The organism is Pseudomonas rubra, from assembly GCF_028656935.1.
Lineage (GTDB): Bacteria > Pseudomonadota > Gammaproteobacteria > Pseudomonadales > Pseudomonadaceae > Aquipseudomonas > Aquipseudomonas rubra.
In genome coordinates this window covers 90,381-110,087 of sequence record NZ_JAMDGZ010000012.1, presented here as the reverse complement: position 1 = coordinate 110,087, position 19,707 = coordinate 90,381, and the positions used below count along the sequence as shown (strand labels likewise).

Below are 19,707 nucleotides of genomic sequence, written 5' to 3'. Positions count from 1 at the left end.
CTCCTTAAAGGGCATTGATCAGCGTGGAGAAGATTTCCTGTGCCGCCTTGATGATCTGCGACGAGGCCGTGTAGTACTGCTGGTATTTGATCAGGTTGCTGGCTTCTTCATCGAGCAGAACGCCCGACAACGAATCGCGCGAAGTTTTGGCCGCGGTATGCAGCGCACCTGTGGAGTCAACGTCCATCTTCGCCTGCGCGGTCTTGCCGCCGACGTTTTCCACCAGTTTGCCGTAAGCGTCGGTGAGGCTGATGCCTTTGCCATTGGCGCCAACTTCGACGGTGCCCTTGGTCTGCAGGTCGATTACCGCCTGACCATTGCGATTGTTGTCCGAGCCCGAGCCGGTCATGCCGATGACGTAGTTGTCACCTTTCTTCGGCGCACCGGACACGCTCATCTCGAAGGTGAAGGATTTCTGATTGCCGTTGGCGTCGTTGATCGGCGCGCCGGCGGCATTGACCATCGGCACCGAGAACTGCAACTTGTTTTCCTGGCCCGGAATGATCGTGCCACTGCCCAGCGGATCACCCTTGGCGTCGAGCAACTTGTAGGTTTGCGGGGTGACCTTTTCGTCACCGAATACCAGTTTGACCGGGGTCGAATACTTCAGACCGTTCTGCAGGTCAAGACGCTGGACCGGATCGTAGATATCCAGGGTCGAGGTCAGGTTAGGTTGACCGATGATGCCGGTGCCCTCGTTGCCCGAACCGCTGGTGGAGGTCAGCGGCGAGGCCATCGCCAGGCGCTTGGGGTCGGTGAGGACGGTGTCCAGGTTGGTCGCGGCATTGCGGGTCGGGGTGATTTTGAAGGTGTCACCCGCCTGTACCGCACCGCCTTTGAGGTTGAGGCTGAAGCCGTCGATGACCGGTGCCGGATCGTCGTTGAGATTGTACGAGCCGATGGTGTTACCTTCCGGCAGCTTCTTGACGCTGTAGCCGGTGGCACTGGTGAAGGTTACCTGGTAGTCACTGATGCTCAGCTTGCCGGTGTCCTTGATAGTCACATCAAGGTTGCCGGAGCCTACGCTGTTGCCCGCCTGGGCAATGCTGCGCTGGCTGATCAGCTCGGGGCTGTTGATGTTGTTGAACAAGGCCGCGCCGAACTCGCCGTTCTTGTCGATACCCTGGGCCAGCTGGCTGTTGATGCGGTCGGCCATGACCAGGGCCACACGCCCCAGCTCGTTCAGCGACGGGTCCAGCACTTCGCTGCGATAACGCAACAGGCCGCCGATCTCGCCGCCCTTGAGGCTGGAGGTGACGTCCATAGTGGTGCTGCCACGATTGAGCTGGACGACGAAGCGAGTCGGGTCGGTCTTGCTCGGTGCAGTCTCAAGGTTGTTGGTGGTCTTGCCCAACACCAGCGGCTGGCCGTTTTCCAGATAGATGTCGATGTTGCCTTCGCGCTCGACCACCTGGGTACCGACCAGCTCGGAAAGCTGGCGCACGGCTTCGTTGCGTTGATCGAGCAGGTCGTTCGGGGAGCCCTGCACCACCGCTACCCTGGAGATCTGGTCGTTGTACTGAGCAATGGTCGCCGTCAGCTTGTTGACCTGATCGGCCATGGAAGCGAGGTTGCCATTGATGTTGCGGTTCTGCTCGTTGAGCTGGTTGGCGATGGTATTGAAACGCTTGCTCAGCGATTGCGCACTGGTCAGCAGCAACTGACGCGAAGCATCTTCATTAGGCTTGGCCGCAGAGCTCTGCAGAGCACTGAAGAAACTCTTCAGCGCGCCGGTGATGCCCGTATCGGCACCGGACAACAGCTCGTCGACCGGCCCGACCTGCTTCAGGTACGAGGCGGCATCGCTGCTCAACGAGGTGGTGGTGCGCAGTTGGTTTTCAAGGTAGCTGTTGTACACCCGACGTACATCGGACAGGGTCGTGCCGGTACCAATGAAGACGTTGCCCACCTGCTGGGCACCGTTGGACCGCTGCACGTTCTGCTGGCGCGAATAACCGGCAACATCGGCATTGGCAATGTTGTTACCCGTGGTGTGCAGGCCCGCCTGGTTGGCGTTGATGCCCGACATCCCGATGTTGATCAAACTCGCCATGGTTCAAACCTTATAGTTTCGTTGTAGTGCCAATCGCTGCGTAGCTTTCGTACGATTTCATCTGCTTGGCGATCTGCGAAATCTTGCTCGCGTAGTCCGGGTCGGTTGCGTAACCGGCTTTCTGCAACTCGCGTACAAACTGTTCCGGTTTATCGGCAGACTTGACCGCTTCTTTATAGCGGGCGTTGTTCTGCAGCAGGCTGACCAGGTCGTGGAAACTGTCCTGATAGGAGTCGTAGGAGCGGAACGCCGCCGTCTCCTTGACGAACTGGCCGTCACGGAACTCGCTGGTGATCGCCCGCGCCTGGCCACCCTGCCAGTTGCCGGTGGCCTTGATGCCGAACAGGTTGTGGCTGCTGCTGCCATCAGCCTGACGCATGACCGACTTGCCCCAGCCGGTTTCCAGCGCCGCCTGGGCCACCAGGTAACGCGGATCGATACCGATGCGCTTGGCGGCCTGCTCAGCCATTGGCAGCATGGTGGCGACGAACTCATCGGAATTACCGAACGCCCGCTTGGCCGGTGCCAGCGGCGGCTGCGCCACGGCGCGGCCATAGATGCGCATCGAACCTGGCGCTGCGAAGCTTTGCGCCGACTGCCAGTCGCCCTTGACCACGGCATCGGTCATGGCCGTGGTGCGCTGTGGTATGGCCGCGGCATTGGTGGTGGCCGGGGCGGCGCCGGCCGACGGCACGATGCCTGCCAGCAGGCGATCGGTGAGCTTGCCCGGCAGCGCCAGGCGGCGTGAATTGAGCTCCGCCATGTCATTGCGGGTGCTGGCGGTTTCTTCACTGCGCACAGGCTCGGCAACCTTGGCCGCCCACAACGGACGCTGCTCGACATCCACCCGCGGGAACGGACTGTTGTTCGTCGCAGCGCTGGCCTTCTGCTTGGACAGCTGACGCATCAGCACCTCCTGCAGGCCGATACCGCCACCTTCGCGGGACATGCTCACCGCCAGTTGCTGGTCGTACATCTGCTGGTACTGCTTGGTGGTCTCGGTGTTGAGCGGGTTGTCCTTGGCTAATACATCAGTGGCCGAGCGCATCGACTTGAGCATTTCGTTGAGGAACAGCGACTCGAATTCCTGGGCCACCTTGCGCAGGTTGGCATCGCTGTCGCGATCACCGACCTTCAGCGAGTTCAGGCGATTGAGGTCGGTATAGGCGCCCGTGTCGGCGGCATTGAATGCACTTTTCGGCATATCCATGGCCAGCCCCCTCAGATCACGATCAGGTCGGCTTGCAAGGCGCCGGCCTGTTTCAGGGCTTCGAGGATTGCCATCAGGTCGCCGGGCGCTGCGCCCACCTGGTTCACCGCCCGGACGATTTCATCCAGGGTAGTACCCGGGCCGAACTTGAACATCGGCTTGGCTTCCTGCTCGGCATTGACCCGCGAACGCGGCACCACTGCGGTCTCACCATTGGAGAATGGCCCCGGCTGGCTGACGATCGGGTCTTCGGTAATGGTCACGGTCAGGCTGCCGTGGGTGACCGCCGCTGGCGACACCTTGACGTTCTGGCCGATCACAATGGTACCGGTGCGCGAGTTGATGATGACCTTGGCCACCGCCTGGCCCGGATCGATTTCGAGGTTCTCGAGAATCGACAGGTAGTCGACCCGCTGGCTTGGATCGAGCGGCGCGGTAACCCGCACCGAGCCACCATCCAGGGCCTGGGCAACACCAGGACCGAGCAGTTCGTTGACTTTATCGACGACGCGCTTGGCGGTGGTGAAGTCCGGGCGATTGAGGTTCAGGGTCAGGCTGTTGCCCTGATTGAAACCGCTGGGCACGGAGCGCTCGACCGAAGCACCACCAGGGATGCGACCGGCCGACGGTACGTTGACGGTGATCTTCGAACCATCGCGACCCTCGGCATCGAAGCCGCCCACCACCAGGTTGCCCTGGGCAATGGCATAGACGTTGCCGTCGATACCCTTGAGCGGGGTCATCAGCAGGCTACCGCCACGCAGGCTCTTGGAGTTACCGATCGAGGAGACGGTGATGTCCACCACCTGGCCCGGCTTGGCGAACGCTGGCAGGTCGGCGTGCACCGACACCGCAGCGACGTTCTTGAGCTGTACGTTGCCCGACCCCGGTGGCACCTTGATGCCGAACTGCGAGAGCATATTGTTGAAGGTCTGCAGGGTGAACGGTGTCTGGGTGGTCTGGTCACCCGTACCGTTGAGCCCCACCACCAGGCCATAGCCGATCAGCTGGTTGGTACGCACGCCGGAAATACTGGCGATGTCCTTCAGACGCTCGGCCTGCACGGCGAACGCAGTGGACAGCAGAATCGTAGCGGCAATCAGCTGCTTGAAGTTGAACATGGTCATCCGAACCTAGAAAGGCCAAAGCGGGCTGATGAAGAACCGGTCAAGCCAACCCGGCTGACTGGCATCGGCGAACGAGCCGGTACCCGAATAGGTGATGCGTGCATCGGCAACACGGGTAGAAGGCACGGTGTTGTCGGTGGCGATGTCATCGGCACGGATCATCCCGGCAATTCGCACCAGTTCATCGCCGGTATTGAGGGTCAGCCATTTCTCGCCACGCACGGCAATGATGCCATTGGGCAACACGTCGGCCACCGTCACGGTGATCGAACCTGTCAGGGTGTTGCCCTGAGCCGCCTTGCTGTCGCCTTTGGTGGCACGATCACCGTTGTAGCCGGCACTGAGGCTCAAGTCGCCATCACCAAACGGGTTGTTGGTGGTCACGCTACTGCCGAACAGTGAAGTCAGGCCAAGTTCGGCCTTGCTGTTCTTGGCGATCTGCGAGTTGGCGTTCTTGCTCGCCTGAGTGCGCTCGTTGAGGGTGATGGTGATGATGTCACCGACCCGGAAAGCCTTGCGGTCGCTGTACAGGTTCTGATCGAAACCGGCCTGGTAGATCGAGCCGTTGTTGGCCGCCGCCGGCAAGGGCGTTCGCGGCAATACCGGCGCGTAGTAGGGATCGTTGGGCTTGGGCGTCGGCGCGACGCAACCGGCCAACAAGGCGATCCCACTCAGGGCAAGTACGGATAACACACGACTCATGACTCTGACCTCACGGTGAAACAGGCGCCGTTCAAGCGACCTCGAAGACTTTACTTACAGGTTCTGGGTAACGAACGAGAGCATCTGGTCGGCAGTGGAAATGACCTTGGAATTCATTTCATAGGCACGCTGGGTAGTGATCATGTTGACCAGCTCTTCCACGGTGCTGACGTTGGAATTTTCCAGGGTCTGCTGCTGCATCACACCAAAACCGTTGAGGCCCGGGGTACCGATTTGCGGCGCGCCGCTGGCGGCGGTTTCCAGGAACAGGTTGCTGCCCATGGCCTGCAGGCCGGCCGGGTTGATGAAGTCGGCGGTCTGGATGTTGCCGATGACCTGCGCAGCCGGGTTACCGGCAGTGGTGATCGACACGGTGCCGTCCTGGCCAACGGTGAAGGTCTTCGCCTCTGGCGGCACGACGATCGCAGGCTCCAGGGCAAACCCGTTGGCGGTGACGATCTGGCCATCGGAGTTCAGGTGGAAGGTACCGTCACGGGAGTAGGAGACGGTGCCATCGGGCTGCAGGATCTGGAAGAAACCACGGCCGTTGACCGCCATGTCCAGCGGGTTATCGGTGGTCTGCAGGCTACCGGTACTGAAGTTTTTCTGGGTGCCGACAATACGCACACCGGTACCCACTTGCAGACCCGACGGCAGTTCGCTGTCCTGTGTCGACTGGGCGCCTGGCTGACGCTTGATCTGGTAGAGCAGGTCCTGGAATTCGGCGCGATCGCGCTTGAAGCCGGTGGTCGATACGTTGGCCAGGTTGTTGGAAATGGTCGTCAGGTTGGTGTCCTGGGCGGACAAACCGGTTTTACTGACCCAAAGAGCCGGAAGCATGCTGTTCTCCTCGCGCGCCTGTTTTACGGCGCTACGTCTGTGTAATTAGCCGATTTGCAAAACCCGAGCCATGGCTTCGTCGCCTTCCTTGGCCGTGGTCATCATTTTGATGTGCAATTCGAATTGACGGGACAGCGCCAGCACCGAGGTCATTTCCTCGACCGCGTTGACGTTGCTCGACTCCAGGAAACCGGAAACCACCTGAACGTTGGCATCAGCCACGGCGGGCTGACCGTCCTTGGTGTGGATCATGCCGTCCAGGCCCTTGGTCATGGTCTTGAGGTCCGGATTGACCAGCTTGATGCGGTCAACTTCGGCCATCACCCGCGGCCCCTCGCCCATGGCGCGAATGCTGATGGTGCCGTCCTGGCCGATCTCGACCTTCTGCTCTGGCGGCACGGCAATCGGCCCACCATTGCCCATCACCGGCATGCCGTTGCCGGCACGCAGCACACCCAGGCCGTCAATATTCAGGCTGGCGGTACGCACATAGGCTTCGCCGCCATCCGGGGTCTGTACGGCAATGAAGCCGTCACCACCGATGGCGATGTCCAGGTCACGACCGGTTTCCTGCATCGAACCCGGGCTGAAATCGGTGGCCGGGCGCTCGGTCATGGCGTAGGCCCGCGCCGGAAAGCTGTCACCGAACACCGGCATCGAACGTGCCTGCTCCAGGTCGCGCTGAAACCCGCTGGTGGAAATGTTCGCCAGGTTGTTGGCATGGGCCTTCTGCGCCAGCGCGTTCTGGCTGGCGCCGGTCATGGCCACGTATAGCATCTTGTCCACAGTCATCCTCCGCTGCGCTGGCGAACACTTGCCGTTCGCCGCTGCTCTGCAGTGTCTTTAGCAAGTTTCAAACCAACTTTCAAAAAAGACGGAAAAGCCCCGATTCACAAGGGCTTGAGGCGCACCAAAGCACTCACTCCAAAGAAACGCCGTCGAAAATACGGCGCCGGCTTGCCGCTAGCGGCAAGCTCAATAGTCGCGGCAGGCGGCATTATTGAAAGGACCGGCAAAACGCCTCCAGCCCTCCCCCGGTGAGAATTGCGCGCACACCAGGCGACCGCTCACCTGACTTTCCCAGCGATACCAGGGCGCGGCATCAGCCCAGACCTGCCCCACCAGCAAAACGGCGAACAGCGCCATCAGCAATCGTTGCAACATGATCGATACCCCTGAAATGCAAGACCCCTTCCGAGAAAGGGGCCTATTCACACCGACTACTTCAAACCCGCATCAGGTCATCTGAATGATGGTCTGCATGATGGTGCTCTGGGTCGAGATGGTCTTGGCGTTGGCCTGGTAGTTGCTCTGCGCCTTGATCAGCTCGACCAGCTCATTGGTCAGGTTGACGTTGGACGCCTCCAGCGAGTTGGACTGGATAGAACCCAGGGTGCCAGTCTTCGGCGCATCGATACCCGGAATGCCCGAGGAGTAGGTTTCAGTCCAGCGGGTACCACCCATTGGCTGCAGGCCTTGCTCGTTGGCGAAGCTGGCGATCGCGACCTGGCCGATGGCACGAGACTGCTGGTTGCTGAAGCTTGCGAACATTACGCCACTGGAGTCGATGCTCAGGTTCGACAGGATACCGGTAGCGTAACCGTCCTGGCTTTGCGACAGGCGCGTGGTCGGGGTGTTGTAGGACGTGGTCGCAGTCATGTCGATGGAAATGCCACCGGCATTGGCGGCCGAACCATTGGAACCCCAGACCGGCGGCGTGGCGTTCGGATTGGTCACGGTCGCAGGCACCCAGCCCGTCAGTTTGAAGACCTTGTTCACCACTTCGTAACCCGAACCTGCCGCACCAGCGGTCATGGTCTTGACGCTGCCATCGGAGTTGAACTCGATGTTGCCCACCAGCGGTTGTGGCGGCTCCTGAGCCGGGTTCAGCGGGTTGCGACCATCGACCAGGGTGTACGACTTCCAGGTATTGGTCCCGGTCTTGACGTAGTACTGATCCATGACGTGCTCATTACCCTGGCTGTCATAGATTTTGGTGGCGAAGGTCTTGTTCCAGCTGTTTTCGTCAGTCGGACTGAAGGTGACGGTCGCCGGAATGGTCTTGTCCGACGAGTTCAGGTTCAGGCCCTGATCAATCGCGGTGGTGCTCTTGGGCGCCAGCGCCGAGGTATCGATTTTCAGGTCGGTCAGCACGCCATTGATGACCTTGCCGTTTGCGTCCACGCCATAGCCGCGCAGACGCAGGCCATCGGCGGTGACGACATAGTTGTCCTTGTTGGTCTGGAAGGCACCGGCACGGGTATAGCTGAGCGCGCCGTTGTCGCTAAGGACGAAGAAGCCCTGCCCCTGGATACCCATGTCCAGCACGTTGCCGGTGTTGTTGATATCGCCGTTGGTGAACTGCTGCGATACCGCCGCCAGGCGCACACCGTTACCAATGTTGCTGGAACCAACACCCAGCTTGTTGGCCGAGTAGACGTCAGCGAATTCTGCGCGCGACGACTTGAAACCGGTGGTCGCGACGTTGGCGATGTTGTTGCCGGTCACGTCCAGTTGTTTGTTGGCTGCATAGAGACCGCTAAGGCCGATATTGAATGACATCTTTCACTCCTTGTGCCGCGTTAGCCGGCTCTATATACCGATGGTTTGGACTTTGGACAGGGCAATGCTGCCCAGGCCTGCGAGATTGAGCATCATCTCGCCGCCAGTCTGACTGATGGTGACGCTGCTGACGGTGGCCGGCAGCATGGTGTACATGTCCAGCTTCTTGCCATCGATCGTGGTCTTGGCGGCGAAGGTGTAGGTACCCGGATCGACCTTGTCGCCCTTGTCATTGGTACCGTCCCAGACGAACGCAGCGTTACCGGCCTTCTGTGCACCCATGTCGATGGTCTTGACCACCTTGCCGTCCTTGTCGGTAATGGTGACAGTAGCGTTGCTCAGCGCCTGAGGGACCACTACCGAGCCATTGAAGCTCTTGGTGGTATCGACCACAGCCTTGTCGGTCTGGGCAATCACCGAGCGACCGACCAGCGAAGAGGCCTGCAGCGCCTGCGACGATTTGTAGTTGCCGGAAATCGCTGTCACCGATTCATTGAGCGAGGTGATGCCTTCCAGGCTGCTGAACTGCGCCAGCTGCGCCACGAACTCGCTGTTGTCCTGCGGATCGAGCGGGTTCTGGTGCTTCATCTGGGTCACCAGCAACTGCAGGAACGCGTCCTTGCCCAGCGCCTGCTTGTTGGTGCCGGTCTTGCTGTTGGTGGCCGCAGCGATACCGGCGGCATTATTAGCGGTGGTTTCGCTGTTCTTCTTGCCCGACGCCTTGATGACGTCGTTCAGGCTTACGCCGGCAGTGGTGTCGTTAACGCTTGCCATTGGCTTCGTCCTTTATCACTGACCCAGGGTCAGGACCTTCTGCATCATGGTTTTAGCCGTGTTCATCAGTTCGGCGTTGGTCTGGAACGAGCGGCTGGCGGAAATCATGTCGGCCATCTCCTCCACTACGTTGACGTTGGGGTAGTAGATGTAGCCGTCCTTGTTCGCCGCCGGATGATTCGGCTCGTAGCGCGCCTCAAGGTTGCTCTGATCCTCCACCACGCCGAGCACCTGCACACCCTGTCCTGCGGCGTCCTGGTCCTGGAACAGCGACTGGCTGACACCGGCCTGGGCCTGCTGGAAGGTGGTGGCGAACACCGGGTGACGGGCACGGTAGGTCTGGTCGATGCTCGACGAGACGGTTTCGGCGTTGGCAATGTTCGAAGCGACGGTGTTCAGACGTGTGGTCTGGGCACTCATGCCGCTACCGGCAATGTTGAAGACACTGGCGAGGGACATGAATTACTCTCCGCGCAGGGCCGATACCAGCCCTTTGAATTTACTGTTGAGCAGCGTAAAGCTGGCCTGGAAACCCACGGCGTTTTCCGCGTAGCTCGACTGCTCGAGCTGGGCATCGACGGTGTTCTGGTCGATCGACGGCTGCATGGGTGTGCGGTACTGCAGGGCTTCGTCACCCATGCTCAGGCCTTCTGCCTCGATGTGCCGGCTATTGGTCCGGTCGAGCGAGAAATGACCCTTGCTGGTCTGCTCGGCCTGGGCTGCCAGGACTGAAGCGAAGTCCATGTCGCGCGCCTTGTAGTTCGGCGTGTCGGCGTTGGCAATGTTGTTGGCCAGCACCTCGGCACGCTGGGCGCGAAAGCCCAATGCCTTTTCGTGGATGCCGAGCGCTTTGTCGAAGCTGATGCTCATGTCGGGGAAACCTTCGAAGGTTTTTCGTTGACTGAGCTAGAGCAAGAGCCATGCCAAAAAACAAAACCCCGTAAATACGGGGCTTTGAGGGGGTTGCCGGCAGCGGCAATGCCAGAAAAGCGGCAAAGGGTTTCCGCCTGGCGTCAGCAAAGCGGCAATTTAGCCGGCTTACTTTGCCTGATAGATAATCCCCGGACTGCACTGGACCATCTGGTAATGGTCCGGCAAACCATTGAGCGCTTCCGATGCGCCGAGGAACAGATAGCCGCCCGGCTTGAGCGTACCGTGGATGCGCATCAGGATGTCCTTCTTGACCTGGGCCGAGAAGTAGATCAGCACGTTGCGGCAGAACACGATGTCGAACTTGCCCAGGCTCGCGTAACTGTCGAGCAGGTTGAACGAACGGAACTCGACGCGGCTGCGAATCGGCGCCTTGACCGCCCAACGCCCTGGCGCCTTGACGTCGAAGTAACGCTGCAGACGCTCCTGGGACAGCCCACGGGCAATCGCCAAGCTGTCGTACTCACCGGTCTTGCAGTTGTTCAGCATCGAACCGGACAGGTCGGTGGCAACGATTTGCGCACCCATCTTCAACTGGCCGATGTTGCTGCGCTCGAACTCATCGATAGCCATGGAGATGGAGTACGGCTCCTGCCCTGAGGAACAGGCTGCCGACCAGATGCGCAGACGCTGGCCGGGGTTGGCCTTGATCTGCTCTGGCAGCACCTTGTTCTTCAGCACCTCGAACGGATAGGTATCGCGAAACCAGAGGGTTTCGTTGGTGGTCATGGCATCGACGACCTGCTCGCGCAAACCGCTGCGCGGCTGGCTCTGAATACGCTGCACCAGCTCGCTCAGGGACTTGATGCCCTGCTGTTCCATCAGCTTGTTGAGACGGCTGGAGACCAGGTATTGCTTATTTTCGCCCAGCAGGATGCCACAGGCTTTTTCCAGGAATACCCGGAACTGTTCGAAATCCAAATTACCCGTAGACACTGATGCCGCCTCTTAAATCGTATGTACTGCCAGGGGCCGATACCCCTGGCCGTTAGTGCGTGGCCTTGATCCGATCAACAACGCGCTGAGCAAGGTCGTCCGGGCGGAATTTGGCCAGAAAGTCATCCGCGCCGACCTTCTTGACCATCGCCTGGTTGAACACCCCGGACAGCGAAGTATGCAGGATGATGTGCAACTTTTGCATGCGCGGGTCGCTGCGAATCTCGGCAGTCAGGGTGTAACCGTCCATCTCCGGCATCTCGATATCGGAGATCATCATCAGGAACTCTTCCTCCGGACGCTTGCCTTCGTCGACCAGCTTGCGCAGGTATTCGAGCGCCTGGCGGCCGTCGTTGAGCGCCACCACCTCGACGCCGACGGTCTGCAGGCAACGGCTGACCTGCTTGCGCGCCACCGACGAGTCATCGACGGTCAGCACCCGCAGCATCACGGCCTTGTCCTGCACCTCGGCATCGACCACACCGGCGGAGATCGCCTCGGAGGTTGGCGCTACTTCGGCGAGGATCTTCTCCACGTCGATGATCTCGACCATCTTGTTGTCGACCCGGGTCACCGCCGTCAGGTAGTGATCGCGCCCGGTACCCTTGGGTGGCGGATGGATCTCTTCCCAGTTCATGTTGACGATGCGCTCCACCGAATGCACCAGAAACCCCTGGGTCTTGGTGTTGTACTCGGTGATGATGACGAAGCTCTTGCTTGTTTCTTCACTCAGACCGGGCATCCCGGTCGCCATTGCCAGATCGAGGATCGGAATGGTTGCCCCACGAATATTCGCGACACCGCGCACGACGGGACTGGACTTGGGCATCACGGTGAGGTTCGGGCACTGCAACACTTCCCGCACCTTGAACACGTTGATCCCGTAGAGCTGCTCGCCATTGAGGCGAAACAGCAGCAGCTCCAGACGGTTCTGCCCTACCAGTTGCGTGCGCTGGTTTACCGAATCCATTACACCAGCCATGCCAGACTCCTTCACCAAACGCTTCGAGCTTCGTACCCAGTCGGCACGCGCTTTGCTTTTTTTAATCGTATGAACATGAAAACGACATTTTCCCGACGCCTGACCCGCCACCTGCCCGGCTTCCTTGCTGCGCTGTGCCTGCTGGCCCCTGGCGCTCGAACTCTGGCTGACGCTTTCACCTTGCCCGAACAGCTTATCGGTGTCACCCAGGGGTTTCTTGAATTCACCGTAGAAGACTATCTGGCCACCAGCCAGACCGAGGGTCGTTACGAGATCCAGGTCAACAACCTCGACCCGCGCCTGCGCATGCCGCTGTGCGACCAGCAACTGGGCGCCTCGCTGGAGAGCCCGGCACAGCCCATGGGCCGCGTCACCGTGCGGGTTCGTTGCGACGGCAGTTCACCATGGACGGTGTTCGTGCCCGCCCAGGTACGTCTTTTTCGCAATGTCGTGACCGTCGTCCGCCCACTGAAGCGCGATAGCGTCGTCGGCGAACAGGACGTAGCCCTGCGAGAGCGCGACGTAGGCATGCTCAAGCAGGGTTTTCTGGGCAGCCTCGATCAGGCGGTGGGGCTCAAGGTTATCCGACCAACGGTCATGGACCAGGTGCTTACCCCTCAGCACCTGGAACAGGCCGAGGTGGTCCGCAAGGGCGATCAGGTGGTGATCACCGCGCGCAGCGGAAGCCTGGCGGTGCGCATGCCCGGCGAAGCCCTGAGCAAGGGCGGCCTGAGCGAACAGATTCGAGTGCGCAACCTCAACTCCAAACGGGTGGTCAAGGCCAGGGTGACTGGGCCGGGCCAGGTGGAAGTGGCCATGTAAGCAATTGAATCGATAACAACGCTGGCGATCAGGAACTGCTTTTCCTAAACTGTGTCCCATTGGATGCCCCGAACCGGGCGTGCATGCCGTTGAGCATTTGCGCCTAAAGTTTCTTTCGGGCTGGCCGAAAACAAGGCAAGCGTCCAAACACCCAGAGGTTTTCTGATCATGGTCATCGACTTCAGTCGTTTGAATAATTCCCCGTCCGTTGCCGGCGGCGTGCGCACTGGCAGCAGCCAGGAAAGCACCGCCAGCATGGCTTCCACCAAGGCTGGCAGCGTCGCCCAGAGCAGCGCCAGCGGGGAAACCGTACACCTGAGCCACGAGGCACAGCAGTTGCAAAAGGTCAGCGACAAGCTGCGCGACCAGCCGATTGTCAACAGCGCCCGGGTGGCCGAGTTGAAACAGGCTATCGCCGACGGCAGCTACCAGGTCGACAGCAATCGCGTCGCCAGCAAACTGCTTAATTTCGAAGCCCAGCGCTAGCCACTGGCGCGCTGACTTCAGGACGCTTGAACCAAAGAGCCAGCCATGCACGACACTACTCTGCTGCAACTGATCGAAAACGATATTGCTCCAGCGCAAGAACTGCTCGGTCTGCTGCAGACCGAGAACGTCGCCCTGCACGGTCGCGACATGCCGCTGCTGGAGAACATCCTGGCGCGCAAGCAGTCGCTGGTGATCCTTCTCGATCAGCATGGCCGCCAGCGCAGTGAACTGCTTGCCGGCCTGGGCCTGTCCCAGGACCGCGAAGGCGTTGCCCAACTGGCCAGCAACTCATCTTTCGGCGAACTGCTACTGCAACAACTGGATGTACTGGGCCAACTGATGGCTGATTGCCAGGCAGTCAACGAGCGCAACGGCCGCTCGATCCAGCTCCAGCAGAGCACCACCGCCAACCAGATCAGAATCCTCATGGGCGGCGAAGCACCCTCGCTCTATGACAGCCGCGGCGCCACCTCTCCCCTCGACAAGCCACGGGCGTTGAGCCAGGCTTGATTCCCTGTATCAAGGCACGGAACATACTGGCAAAATGCCGTAACTTGCGTGTGACGTTTTTGCCTGGAGAATGATTAACCGTGTTCAATGAAGCAGAAGCTCCGCATCCTCCGAAGGTGCTCACTACCCCTTTGGAAATTGCCGCCAACTTGCGGTCGCTGCAAGAGAGCCATGACCCGCTGATCATCACTTTCCACGAACGCAACCAGCGTTTTCAAAGCTATGTGGTCGAAGTCGACCGCGAAGGCAACCGCCTGGCCCTTGATGAAATGATCCCCCGCGACGGCGAGCGCTACCTGGAAAATGGTGAGCCGTTTCGCGTCGAAGGCTTTCATGATGGTGTACGCATCGCCTGGGAGTGCAACACCTCACTGAAGATTGTCGAGGCCGACGGCCATCGCAGCTACCACGGCAGCCTGCCCACTGAAATTGCCTACCATCAACGCCGTAATGCCTTTCGCGCGGCACTGAAGCTAACCCAACTGGTAGACGTCAAGCTCGACGGAGATAAGCTCAAGGGCAATGGCGAAATGCGTGGCAAGTTGCTGGATATTTCCGCCACGGGCTGCAAGCTGCGCTTTGAAGGCAACGTTGAAGAGCGCCTGCAACTGGGCCAGGTCTATGAAAAGTTCGGGACCGGCAATCCGCTGGGCCTGTCCATGGTCGAGGTGGAGTTGCGCCATCTGCATTTCGAAGAACGCATCAACGCTACCTTTGCCGGCGTACGCTTTCACAACCTCAACGGGCAGATGCAGCGCAAGATCGAGACCTTTGTCTATCAACTGCAGCGTGAAGCGCGCCGCTTCGATAAAGACGATTACTGAGTTGTAGCCCATCGCGGGGCAAGCCCGCTCCCACTGTTCAACAAGATCCTGTGGGAGCGGCGGTGCGACGCCTCGACTTGCCCCGCGATAGCATCACACCTGAGTCGGCTTGACCGCTTCAGCTTCAGCCCCCTCCTCCCCCTCGGTATCCTCAGCTGCCACCGGCGCCTGCATCTGATCCTGCACCACCTGCTCGTCAACCCGTGGGTCCAGTGCTGCCGACAGTGGCGAACCTGCCGCCGGCATGGCCACGTGATGCAGCGGCGCATCGTCGACCTGGTGCAAGCCGGTCACCGCCTTCGGCCGAATCCGCCAGACCAGCACCAGGGCAAAAAATACGAAGAAGGCATAGAGCATCTGATTGCCCAGCACCTTCATCAGCACCCCGGCCACCAACGGCCCGATACTCGCGCCCACGCCATAGGTCACCAGCAACATCGCCGTGAGTGAAACCCGGCGCTCGCTCTCGACGTGGTCATTGGAAAACGCCACCGCCAATGGGTACAGACAGAACTGCAGCAGCGATACGGCAAAACCGGCGGCAAACAGCACCTCCAGCGGCACGGTCGGCATGATCGCCAACGGCAAGGCCACGATTGCCAGGCCCACCGCAACGCTGCGGATCAATACCGCCCGGTCGTAGCGATCGGACAACCAGCCCAGCGGCCACTGCACCAACAGACCGGCGAAGATGCAGCAGCCCATGAACAGCCCCACCTGCTCGGTACTCAACCCCTGCTTGGCTGCGTACAGTGGCGCCAAGCCGTAGAAGGAGCCGACGATGAGCCCGGCACCGAGCACGGTACTTAGCGACTGCGGCACCCGCTTGATGAAGAAGCGTGGTTCCATGGGTGCCGGCCTGAGCGGCGCCGGGTGAATACGTCGGGTCAGCGCCACCGGTACCAGGCACAGGGCAAAACACATGGCCACCAGCATCAGCAGTTCCAGGCCCAGTTGCGGATGCGCCACCAGGATCAACTGACCCAGCACCAACCCCAGGTAAGAAGCAATCATGTAGCCGCTGAACACCGCCCCGCGCTGCTTGGCGTCGGCCTGCTCGTTCAGCCAGCTCTCGATGACCATGTACTGGCACATCATCCCCAAACCGACAATCACCCGCAGCACCACCCAGGCTGGCAGCCAACTGACCAGGCCATGACCGAGCACCGCCGCACCGACAATCCCGGCGCAGGTGGCATAGGCGCGGATATGCCCGACCCGGGCAATCAGCCGGTGACCGATCTTGCCGCCCAAAGCCAGGCCGAAATAGTTGGCGGCCATCAGCGCACCCACCCACAGGCTGTCGACATGGTCGGCCGCCAGGCGCAAGGCCAGGTAGGTGCTCAACAGGCCAGAGCCGATCAACATCATCAGCGCGGCAAAATACAGCGCGCGAAAAGACTTCCAGATCTGTCGCATCAGCGTCCCGAACGGCTCCTTGAGCTGGTGGAAAAACTGCTTGAAAGCATAAGTGAAAATAACGGCCTTGCAGGCGTCGGGGATAAAAAAACAGGTGGCAGACGATTGTCGAAAATGTCTGCCACCTGTCTTGAAACCGAGCGCGTCGGTTATGCCTGGGCAGCCAGCACGCGGCGCTCCCACGGGGTGATTTCATCGAAGAAACTGGTCAGCTCCAGGGTCTTGGTGGCGATGTAGCCTTCGATGAACTCCTTGCCAAACAGTTCCTGCGCCAAGTGGCTTCGTTTCAGACGCTCCAGGGCTGCATGCAAGGTACAGGGCAGGCTCAAATGTTCCGGCACCTCGAACTCACCCTGAATCGCCGGGGTCGGTTCAAGTTGCTGCTCGATACCGTGCAGACCCGCCGCCAGGCTTGCGGCTATCGCCAGGTACGGGTTGCTGTCGGCGCCCGGCAGCCGGTTCTCGACCCGCCGCGCCACTGGCGCACTGGCCGGGATGCGCAAGCCAGCGGCGCGGTTGTCTTCGGACCAGCAGGCATTGTTGGGCGAGGCGTAGGGATGGCAGAGGCGCTGATAAGAGTTGACGTTCGGCGCGAACAAGGCAGTGAAGTCAGCCATACACGCCTGCTGGCCGCCGATGAAGTGATAGAAAGCTGGCGTCGGCTTGCCCTCGGCATCGCTGAAGACATTATGCCCACTGCCAATCTCTACCAGACTCTGGTGAATGTGCATGGAACTGCCCGGTGTATGCGCCAGCGGCTTGGCCATGCACACCACCGTCAAACCATGCTTGAGCGCGACCTCTTTGAGCAGATGCTTGAACAGTAAGGTCTGGTCGGCCAGCAGCAGCGGGTCGCCATGCAGCAGATTGATCTCGAACTGGCTGACGCCCATCTCGTGCATGAAGGTATCGCGTGGCAACCCCAAGGCAGCCATGCAGCGATAGACCTCGTTGAAAAATGGTCGCAGGCCATTGTTGGAGCTGACACTGAACGCCGACTGGCCGTCTTCGCGGCGACCGTCTTTGCCCAGCGGCGGCAGGAACGGCTGGCCGGGGTCGGGGTTAGGGGCAAAGACAAAGAACTCGAGCTCGGTCGCCACCACCGGCGCCAGGCCACGGGCGACGTACCGGGCGATCACCGCCTTGAGCAGGCCACGGCTGGACAGCCCGGAGCTTTCACCATTGAGCTCGACCGCGTCACAAATGGCCAGGGCCCTGGGCTCATCGCTCCACGGCAGTCGATAGATATGCTGAGGATCGGCCACCAGGGCCAGGTCGCCATCATCGCTGCCATAAAAACGCGCTGCCGGATAACCGCCCATGATGCATTGCAACAGCACGCCGCGAGCCATCTGCAGGCGGCGGCCCTGGACAAAACCTTCGGCAGTCATCACCTTGCCGCGCGGCACACCATTGAGGTCCGGGGTAATGCACTCGATCTCATCGATGCCCGTCAATCGCTCGGCGAGAGAGCTTTGGCCATGGGTCGTCATGACGCTATCCTTGTTGTTTTCGCATGCCGGGAACGGCGACGGTGACAACATAGGCACCCGGCGTTCGAAATTTCAAGCGCCTGCTACTCATGTGATCGTAATTTTCTACAGCACTCAGCCTGGCAAGGTCAGGCCATTGGCCGGCAGCGGCAGCGCAGTCTTATAGCGCACCTGCTTGAGAGCAAAGCTCGAACGGATGTTGGCCACCCCCGGCAAACGGGTGAGGTAATCGAGAAAGCGCTCTAGCGCCTGGATGCTCGGCAACAGCACCCGCAGCAGGTAATCGGGGTCGCCGGTCATCAGGTAGCACTCCATCACCTCCGGGCGCTCGGCAATTTCCTCTTCGAATCGATGCAAGGATTGCTCGACCTGCTTCTCCAGGCTGACATGAATGAACACGTTCACATCCAGGCCCAGCACCTCCGGCGCCAGCAAGGTCACCTGCTGGCGAATCACCCCCAGCTCTTCCATGGCCTTGACCCGATTGAAGCAGGGGGTCGGCGACAGGTTCACCGAGCGCGCCAGTTCGGCGTTGGTGATGCGGGCATTTTCCTGCAGGCTGTTGAGAATGCCGATATCGGTACGATCCAGTTTGCGCATCAGAGAAAATCACCTGTTTTTTGTCTTTATAAGGAATGTTTATCCGCAAGCCGCAGCAAAGGCAACGAACTTGAGAAAAATATTCTTCAGGCGCCGGAATATCATGTAGGACAAGACTGACTCTCTGGTCACAAGCCGGGGGTCAGTAGCGACCGCTTCAAAGCTCAACAAAAACACAAGACAGAGCGAGCGTAAAAAAGCATGAACGAGTACGCCCCCCTGCGTTTGCATGTGCCCGAGCCTACAGGCCGGCCAGGCTGCCAGACTGATTTTTCCTACTTGCGTCTGAACGATGCCGGTAAGGTCCGTAAACCTCCCATCGATGTAGAAGCCTCTGATACCGCCGACATCTCCTCCAGCCTGATCCGGGTGCTGGATGACCAAGGCAACGCCCTGGGCCCATGGGCCGAGGACGTAAGCCCCGAGATCCTGCGCCAGGGTATGCGCACCATGCTCAAGACCCGGTTGTTCGACAGCCGCATGGTGGTTGCCCAGCGGCAGAAGAAAATGTCCTTCTACATGCAGAGCCTGGGCGAAGAAGCCATCGGCAGCGGCCAGGCCATGGCCCTGAACCGCAGCGACATGTGCTTTCCGACCTATCGCCAGCAAAGCATTCTCATGGCCCGCGATGTGTCGATGGTCGAGATGATCTGCCAACTGCTGTCCAACGAGCGCGATCCGCTCAAAGGCCGTCAGTTGCCGATCATGTACTCGGTACGCGAGGCCGGTTTCTTTACCATCAGCGGCAACCTGGCGACCCAGTTCGTCCAGGCCGTGGGCTGGGCCATGGCCTCGGCCATCAAGGGCGATACCAAGATTGCCTCGGCCTGGATCGGCGACGGCGCCACTGCCGAGTCGGACTTCCACACCGCCCTGACCTTTGCCCACGTCTACCGCGCACCGGTGATCCTCAACGTGGTCAACAACCAGTGGGCGATCTCGACCTTCCAGGCCATCGCCGGTGGTGAATCGACTACGTTCGCCGGCCGTGGCGTAGGTTGCGGCATCGCTTCGCTGCGGGTCGACGGCAACGACTTCATCGCCGTGTACGCCGCTTCGCGCTGGGCTGCCGAACGCGCCCGCCGTGGCCTGGGCCCGACGCTGATCGAGTGGGTGACTTACCGTGCCGGCCCGCACTCGACCTCGGACGATCCGTCCAAGTACCGCCCGGCCGACGACTGGAGTCACTTCCCCCTGGGCGACCCGATCGCCCGCCTCAAACAACACCTGATCGCCATTGGTCACTGGTCCGAGCAAGAGCACCAGGCGGTCACCGCCGAGCTCGAAGCCGAGATCATCACGGCGCAGAAAGAAGCCGAGCAGTACGGCACCCTGGCTGGCGGCCAGATGCCGAGCCCGGCTTCGATGTTCGAGGATGTCTACAAGGAGATGCCGGAGCACCTGCGCCGGCAGCGCCAGGAGCTGGGGATCTGA

The 19,707-nt window shown here is 60.4% G+C and carries 21 protein-coding genes; 5 read left to right on the top strand and 16 right to left on the bottom strand.

What is annotated here, in order from left to right; genetic code table 11:
- Positions 1-4: 4 nt before the first annotated feature.
- From flgK to M5G17_RS05485, 13 genes are all read right to left on the bottom strand, one after another.
- A complete protein-coding gene (flgK, locus tag M5G17_RS05545; protein WP_273892002.1) occupies positions 5-2,053 on the bottom strand; it encodes a flagellar hook-associated protein FlgK in 2,049 nt (682 codons plus the stop codon).
- A gap of 10 nt (positions 2,054-2,063) precedes the next feature.
- Complete coding sequence (gene flgJ / locus M5G17_RS05540) at positions 2,064-3,263, bottom strand: flagellar assembly peptidoglycan hydrolase FlgJ (protein ID WP_273892001.1); 1,200 nt, start codon at positions 3,261-3,263, stop codon at positions 2,064-2,066.
- Positions 3,264-3,274: 11 nt separating this feature from the next.
- On the bottom strand, positions 3,275-4,384 hold the full coding sequence (locus M5G17_RS05535; RefSeq protein WP_273892000.1) for a flagellar basal body P-ring protein FlgI: 1,110 nt from the start codon (positions 4,382-4,384) through the stop codon (positions 3,275-3,277).
- Between the two features lie 12 nt (positions 4,385-4,396).
- On the bottom strand, positions 4,397-5,092 hold the full coding sequence (gene flgH / locus M5G17_RS05530; protein WP_130263743.1) for a flagellar basal body L-ring protein FlgH: 696 nt from the start codon (positions 5,090-5,092) through the stop codon (positions 4,397-4,399).
- Positions 5,093-5,146: 54 nt separating this feature from the next.
- Positions 5,147-5,932 carry a flagellar basal-body rod protein FlgG gene (flgG, locus tag M5G17_RS05525; RefSeq protein WP_130263742.1) on the bottom strand — a complete coding sequence of 262 codons (786 nt, stop codon included), beginning with the start codon at positions 5,930-5,932 and terminating at the stop codon, positions 5,147-5,149.
- 45 nt (positions 5,933-5,977) lie between these two features.
- On the bottom strand, positions 5,978-6,718 hold the full coding sequence (locus tag M5G17_RS05520; protein WP_130263741.1) for a flagellar basal body rod protein FlgF: 741 nt from the start codon (positions 6,716-6,718) through the stop codon (positions 5,978-5,980).
- Positions 6,719-6,907: 189 nt separating this feature from the next.
- Positions 6,908-7,096, bottom strand: a complete 189-nt coding sequence (locus M5G17_RS05515; RefSeq protein WP_476453922.1) for a hypothetical protein — start codon at positions 7,094-7,096, stop codon at positions 6,908-6,910.
- 72 nt (positions 7,097-7,168) lie between these two features.
- Positions 7,169-8,494 carry a flagellar hook protein FlgE gene (gene flgE, locus M5G17_RS05510; RefSeq protein WP_273891999.1) on the bottom strand — a complete coding sequence of 442 codons (1,326 nt, stop codon included), beginning with the start codon at positions 8,492-8,494 and terminating at the stop codon, positions 7,169-7,171.
- A gap of 30 nt (positions 8,495-8,524) precedes the next feature.
- Complete coding sequence (flgD, locus tag M5G17_RS05505) at positions 8,525-9,268, bottom strand: flagellar hook assembly protein FlgD (protein ID WP_273891998.1); 744 nt, start codon at positions 9,266-9,268, stop codon at positions 8,525-8,527.
- A 15-nt stretch (positions 9,269-9,283) separates the two neighbouring features.
- Complete coding sequence (flgC, locus tag M5G17_RS05500) at positions 9,284-9,727, bottom strand: flagellar basal body rod protein FlgC (RefSeq protein ID WP_273891997.1); 444 nt, start codon at positions 9,725-9,727, stop codon at positions 9,284-9,286.
- A 3-nt stretch (positions 9,728-9,730) separates the two neighbouring features.
- On the bottom strand, positions 9,731-10,138 hold the full coding sequence (flgB, locus tag M5G17_RS05495; RefSeq protein WP_130263738.1) for a flagellar basal body rod protein FlgB: 408 nt from the start codon (positions 10,136-10,138) through the stop codon (positions 9,731-9,733).
- A 168-nt stretch (positions 10,139-10,306) separates the two neighbouring features.
- Entirely contained in the window at positions 10,307-11,134 is an 828-nt protein-coding gene (gene cheR / locus M5G17_RS05490) for a protein-glutamate O-methyltransferase CheR (protein ID WP_130263737.1), read from the bottom strand.
- A 52-nt stretch (positions 11,135-11,186) separates the two neighbouring features.
- Positions 11,187-12,116 carry a chemotaxis protein CheV gene (locus M5G17_RS05485; protein ID WP_273891996.1) on the bottom strand — a complete coding sequence of 310 codons (930 nt, stop codon included), beginning with the start codon at positions 12,114-12,116 and terminating at the stop codon, positions 11,187-11,189.
- 69 nt (positions 12,117-12,185) lie between these two features.
- Between M5G17_RS05485 and flgA the strand changes: the two genes are divergently transcribed.
- The 4 genes from flgA to M5G17_RS05465 all read left to right on the top strand — a co-directional run bounded on the left by flgA (position 12,186) and on the right by M5G17_RS05465 (position 14,761).
- Positions 12,186-12,938 carry a flagellar basal body P-ring formation chaperone FlgA gene (gene flgA / locus M5G17_RS05480; protein WP_273891995.1) on the top strand — a complete coding sequence of 251 codons (753 nt, stop codon included), beginning with the start codon at positions 12,186-12,188 and terminating at the stop codon, positions 12,936-12,938.
- 168 nt (positions 12,939-13,106) lie between these two features.
- Positions 13,107-13,424 (top strand): flagellar biosynthesis anti-sigma factor FlgM, encoded by a 318-nt coding sequence (flgM, locus tag M5G17_RS05475; protein WP_273891994.1) that lies wholly within the window; start codon positions 13,107-13,109, stop codon positions 13,422-13,424.
- A 45-nt stretch (positions 13,425-13,469) separates the two neighbouring features.
- The gene (locus M5G17_RS05470) at positions 13,470-13,937 is read left to right on the top strand and encodes a flagella synthesis protein FlgN (RefSeq protein ID WP_273891993.1); all 468 of its coding nucleotides are present in this window, start codon (positions 13,470-13,472) and stop codon (positions 13,935-13,937) included.
- A gap of 80 nt (positions 13,938-14,017) precedes the next feature.
- Complete coding sequence (locus M5G17_RS05465) at positions 14,018-14,761, top strand: flagellar brake protein (protein ID WP_273891992.1); 744 nt, start codon at positions 14,018-14,020, stop codon at positions 14,759-14,761.
- 93 nt (positions 14,762-14,854) lie between these two features.
- On the opposite strand, the gene M5G17_RS05460 is transcribed toward M5G17_RS05465, so the two are convergent.
- From M5G17_RS05460 to bkdR, 3 genes are all read right to left on the bottom strand, one after another.
- Entirely contained in the window at positions 14,855-16,180 is a 1,326-nt protein-coding gene (locus M5G17_RS05460) for an MFS transporter (RefSeq protein WP_273891991.1), read from the bottom strand.
- Positions 16,181-16,329: 149 nt separating this feature from the next.
- The gene (locus M5G17_RS05455; protein ID WP_273892062.1) at positions 16,330-17,571 is read right to left on the bottom strand and encodes a glutamine synthetase family protein; all 1,242 of its coding nucleotides are present in this window, start codon (positions 17,569-17,571) and stop codon (positions 16,330-16,332) included.
- Between the two features lie 216 nt (positions 17,572-17,787).
- Positions 17,788-18,273: a Bkd operon transcriptional regulator BkdR gene (bkdR, locus tag M5G17_RS05450; protein WP_045189126.1), complete on the bottom strand. Its 486-nt coding sequence runs from the start codon at positions 18,271-18,273 to the stop codon at positions 17,788-17,790.
- A 201-nt stretch (positions 18,274-18,474) separates the two neighbouring features.
- On the opposite strand from bkdR, the gene M5G17_RS05445 reads away from it, so the two are divergent.
- Positions 18,475-19,707 (top strand): 3-methyl-2-oxobutanoate dehydrogenase (2-methylpropanoyl-transferring) subunit alpha, encoded by a 1,233-nt coding sequence (locus tag M5G17_RS05445; RefSeq protein ID WP_273891990.1) that lies wholly within the window; start codon positions 18,475-18,477, stop codon positions 19,705-19,707.

What these genes read in the sequence shown, in the direction of transcription:
- flgG (WP_130263742.1), bottom strand. Translation starts at nt 5,932, where the DNA reads ATGCTTCCGGCTCTTTGGGTCAGTAAAACCGGTTTGTCCGCCCAGGAC.
- flgB (WP_130263738.1), bottom strand. Translation starts at nt 10,138, where the DNA reads ATGAGCATCAGCTTCGACAAAGCGCTCGGCATCCACGAAAAGGCATTG.
- M5G17_RS05455 (WP_273892062.1), bottom strand. Translation starts at nt 17,571, where the DNA reads ATGACTGCCGAAGGTTTTGTCCAGGGCCGCCGCCTGCAGATGGCTCGC.
- flgJ (WP_273892001.1), bottom strand. Translation starts at nt 3,263, where the DNA reads ATGGATATGCCGAAAAGTGCATTCAATGCCGCCGACACGGGCGCCTAT.
- flgD (WP_273891998.1), bottom strand. Translation starts at nt 9,268, where the DNA reads ATGGCAAGCGTTAACGACACCACTGCCGGCGTAAGCCTGAACGACGTC.
- flgA (WP_273891995.1), top strand. Translation starts at nt 12,186, where the DNA reads ATGAACATGAAAACGACATTTTCCCGACGCCTGACCCGCCACCTGCCC.
- M5G17_RS05470 (WP_273891993.1), top strand. Translation starts at nt 13,470, where the DNA reads ATGCACGACACTACTCTGCTGCAACTGATCGAAAACGATATTGCTCCA.
- flgH (WP_130263743.1), bottom strand. Translation starts at nt 5,092, where the DNA reads ATGAGTCGTGTGTTATCCGTACTTGCCCTGAGTGGGATCGCCTTGTTG.
- M5G17_RS05445 (WP_273891990.1), top strand. Translation starts at nt 18,475, where the DNA reads ATGAACGAGTACGCCCCCCTGCGTTTGCATGTGCCCGAGCCTACAGGC.
- M5G17_RS05535 (WP_273892000.1), bottom strand. Translation starts at nt 4,384, where the DNA reads ATGTTCAACTTCAAGCAGCTGATTGCCGCTACGATTCTGCTGTCCACT.
- M5G17_RS05460 (WP_273891991.1), bottom strand. Translation starts at nt 16,180, where the DNA reads ATGCGACAGATCTGGAAGTCTTTTCGCGCGCTGTATTTTGCCGCGCTG.
- M5G17_RS05485 (WP_273891996.1), bottom strand. Translation starts at nt 12,116, where the DNA reads ATGGCTGGTGTAATGGATTCGGTAAACCAGCGCACGCAACTGGTAGGG.
- flgC (WP_273891997.1), bottom strand. Translation starts at nt 9,727, where the DNA reads ATGTCCCTCGCCAGTGTCTTCAACATTGCCGGTAGCGGCATGAGTGCC.
- flgE (WP_273891999.1), bottom strand. Translation starts at nt 8,494, where the DNA reads ATGTCATTCAATATCGGCCTTAGCGGTCTCTATGCAGCCAACAAACAA.
- flgK (WP_273892002.1), bottom strand. Translation starts at nt 2,053, where the DNA reads ATGGCGAGTTTGATCAACATCGGGATGTCGGGCATCAACGCCAACCAG.
- flgM (WP_273891994.1), top strand. Translation starts at nt 13,107, where the DNA reads ATGGTCATCGACTTCAGTCGTTTGAATAATTCCCCGTCCGTTGCCGGC.
- M5G17_RS05515 (WP_476453922.1), bottom strand. Translation starts at nt 7,096, where the DNA reads ATGTTGCAACGATTGCTGATGGCGCTGTTCGCCGTTTTGCTGGTGGGG.
- bkdR (WP_045189126.1), bottom strand. Translation starts at nt 18,273, where the DNA reads ATGCGCAAACTGGATCGTACCGATATCGGCATTCTCAACAGCCTGCAG.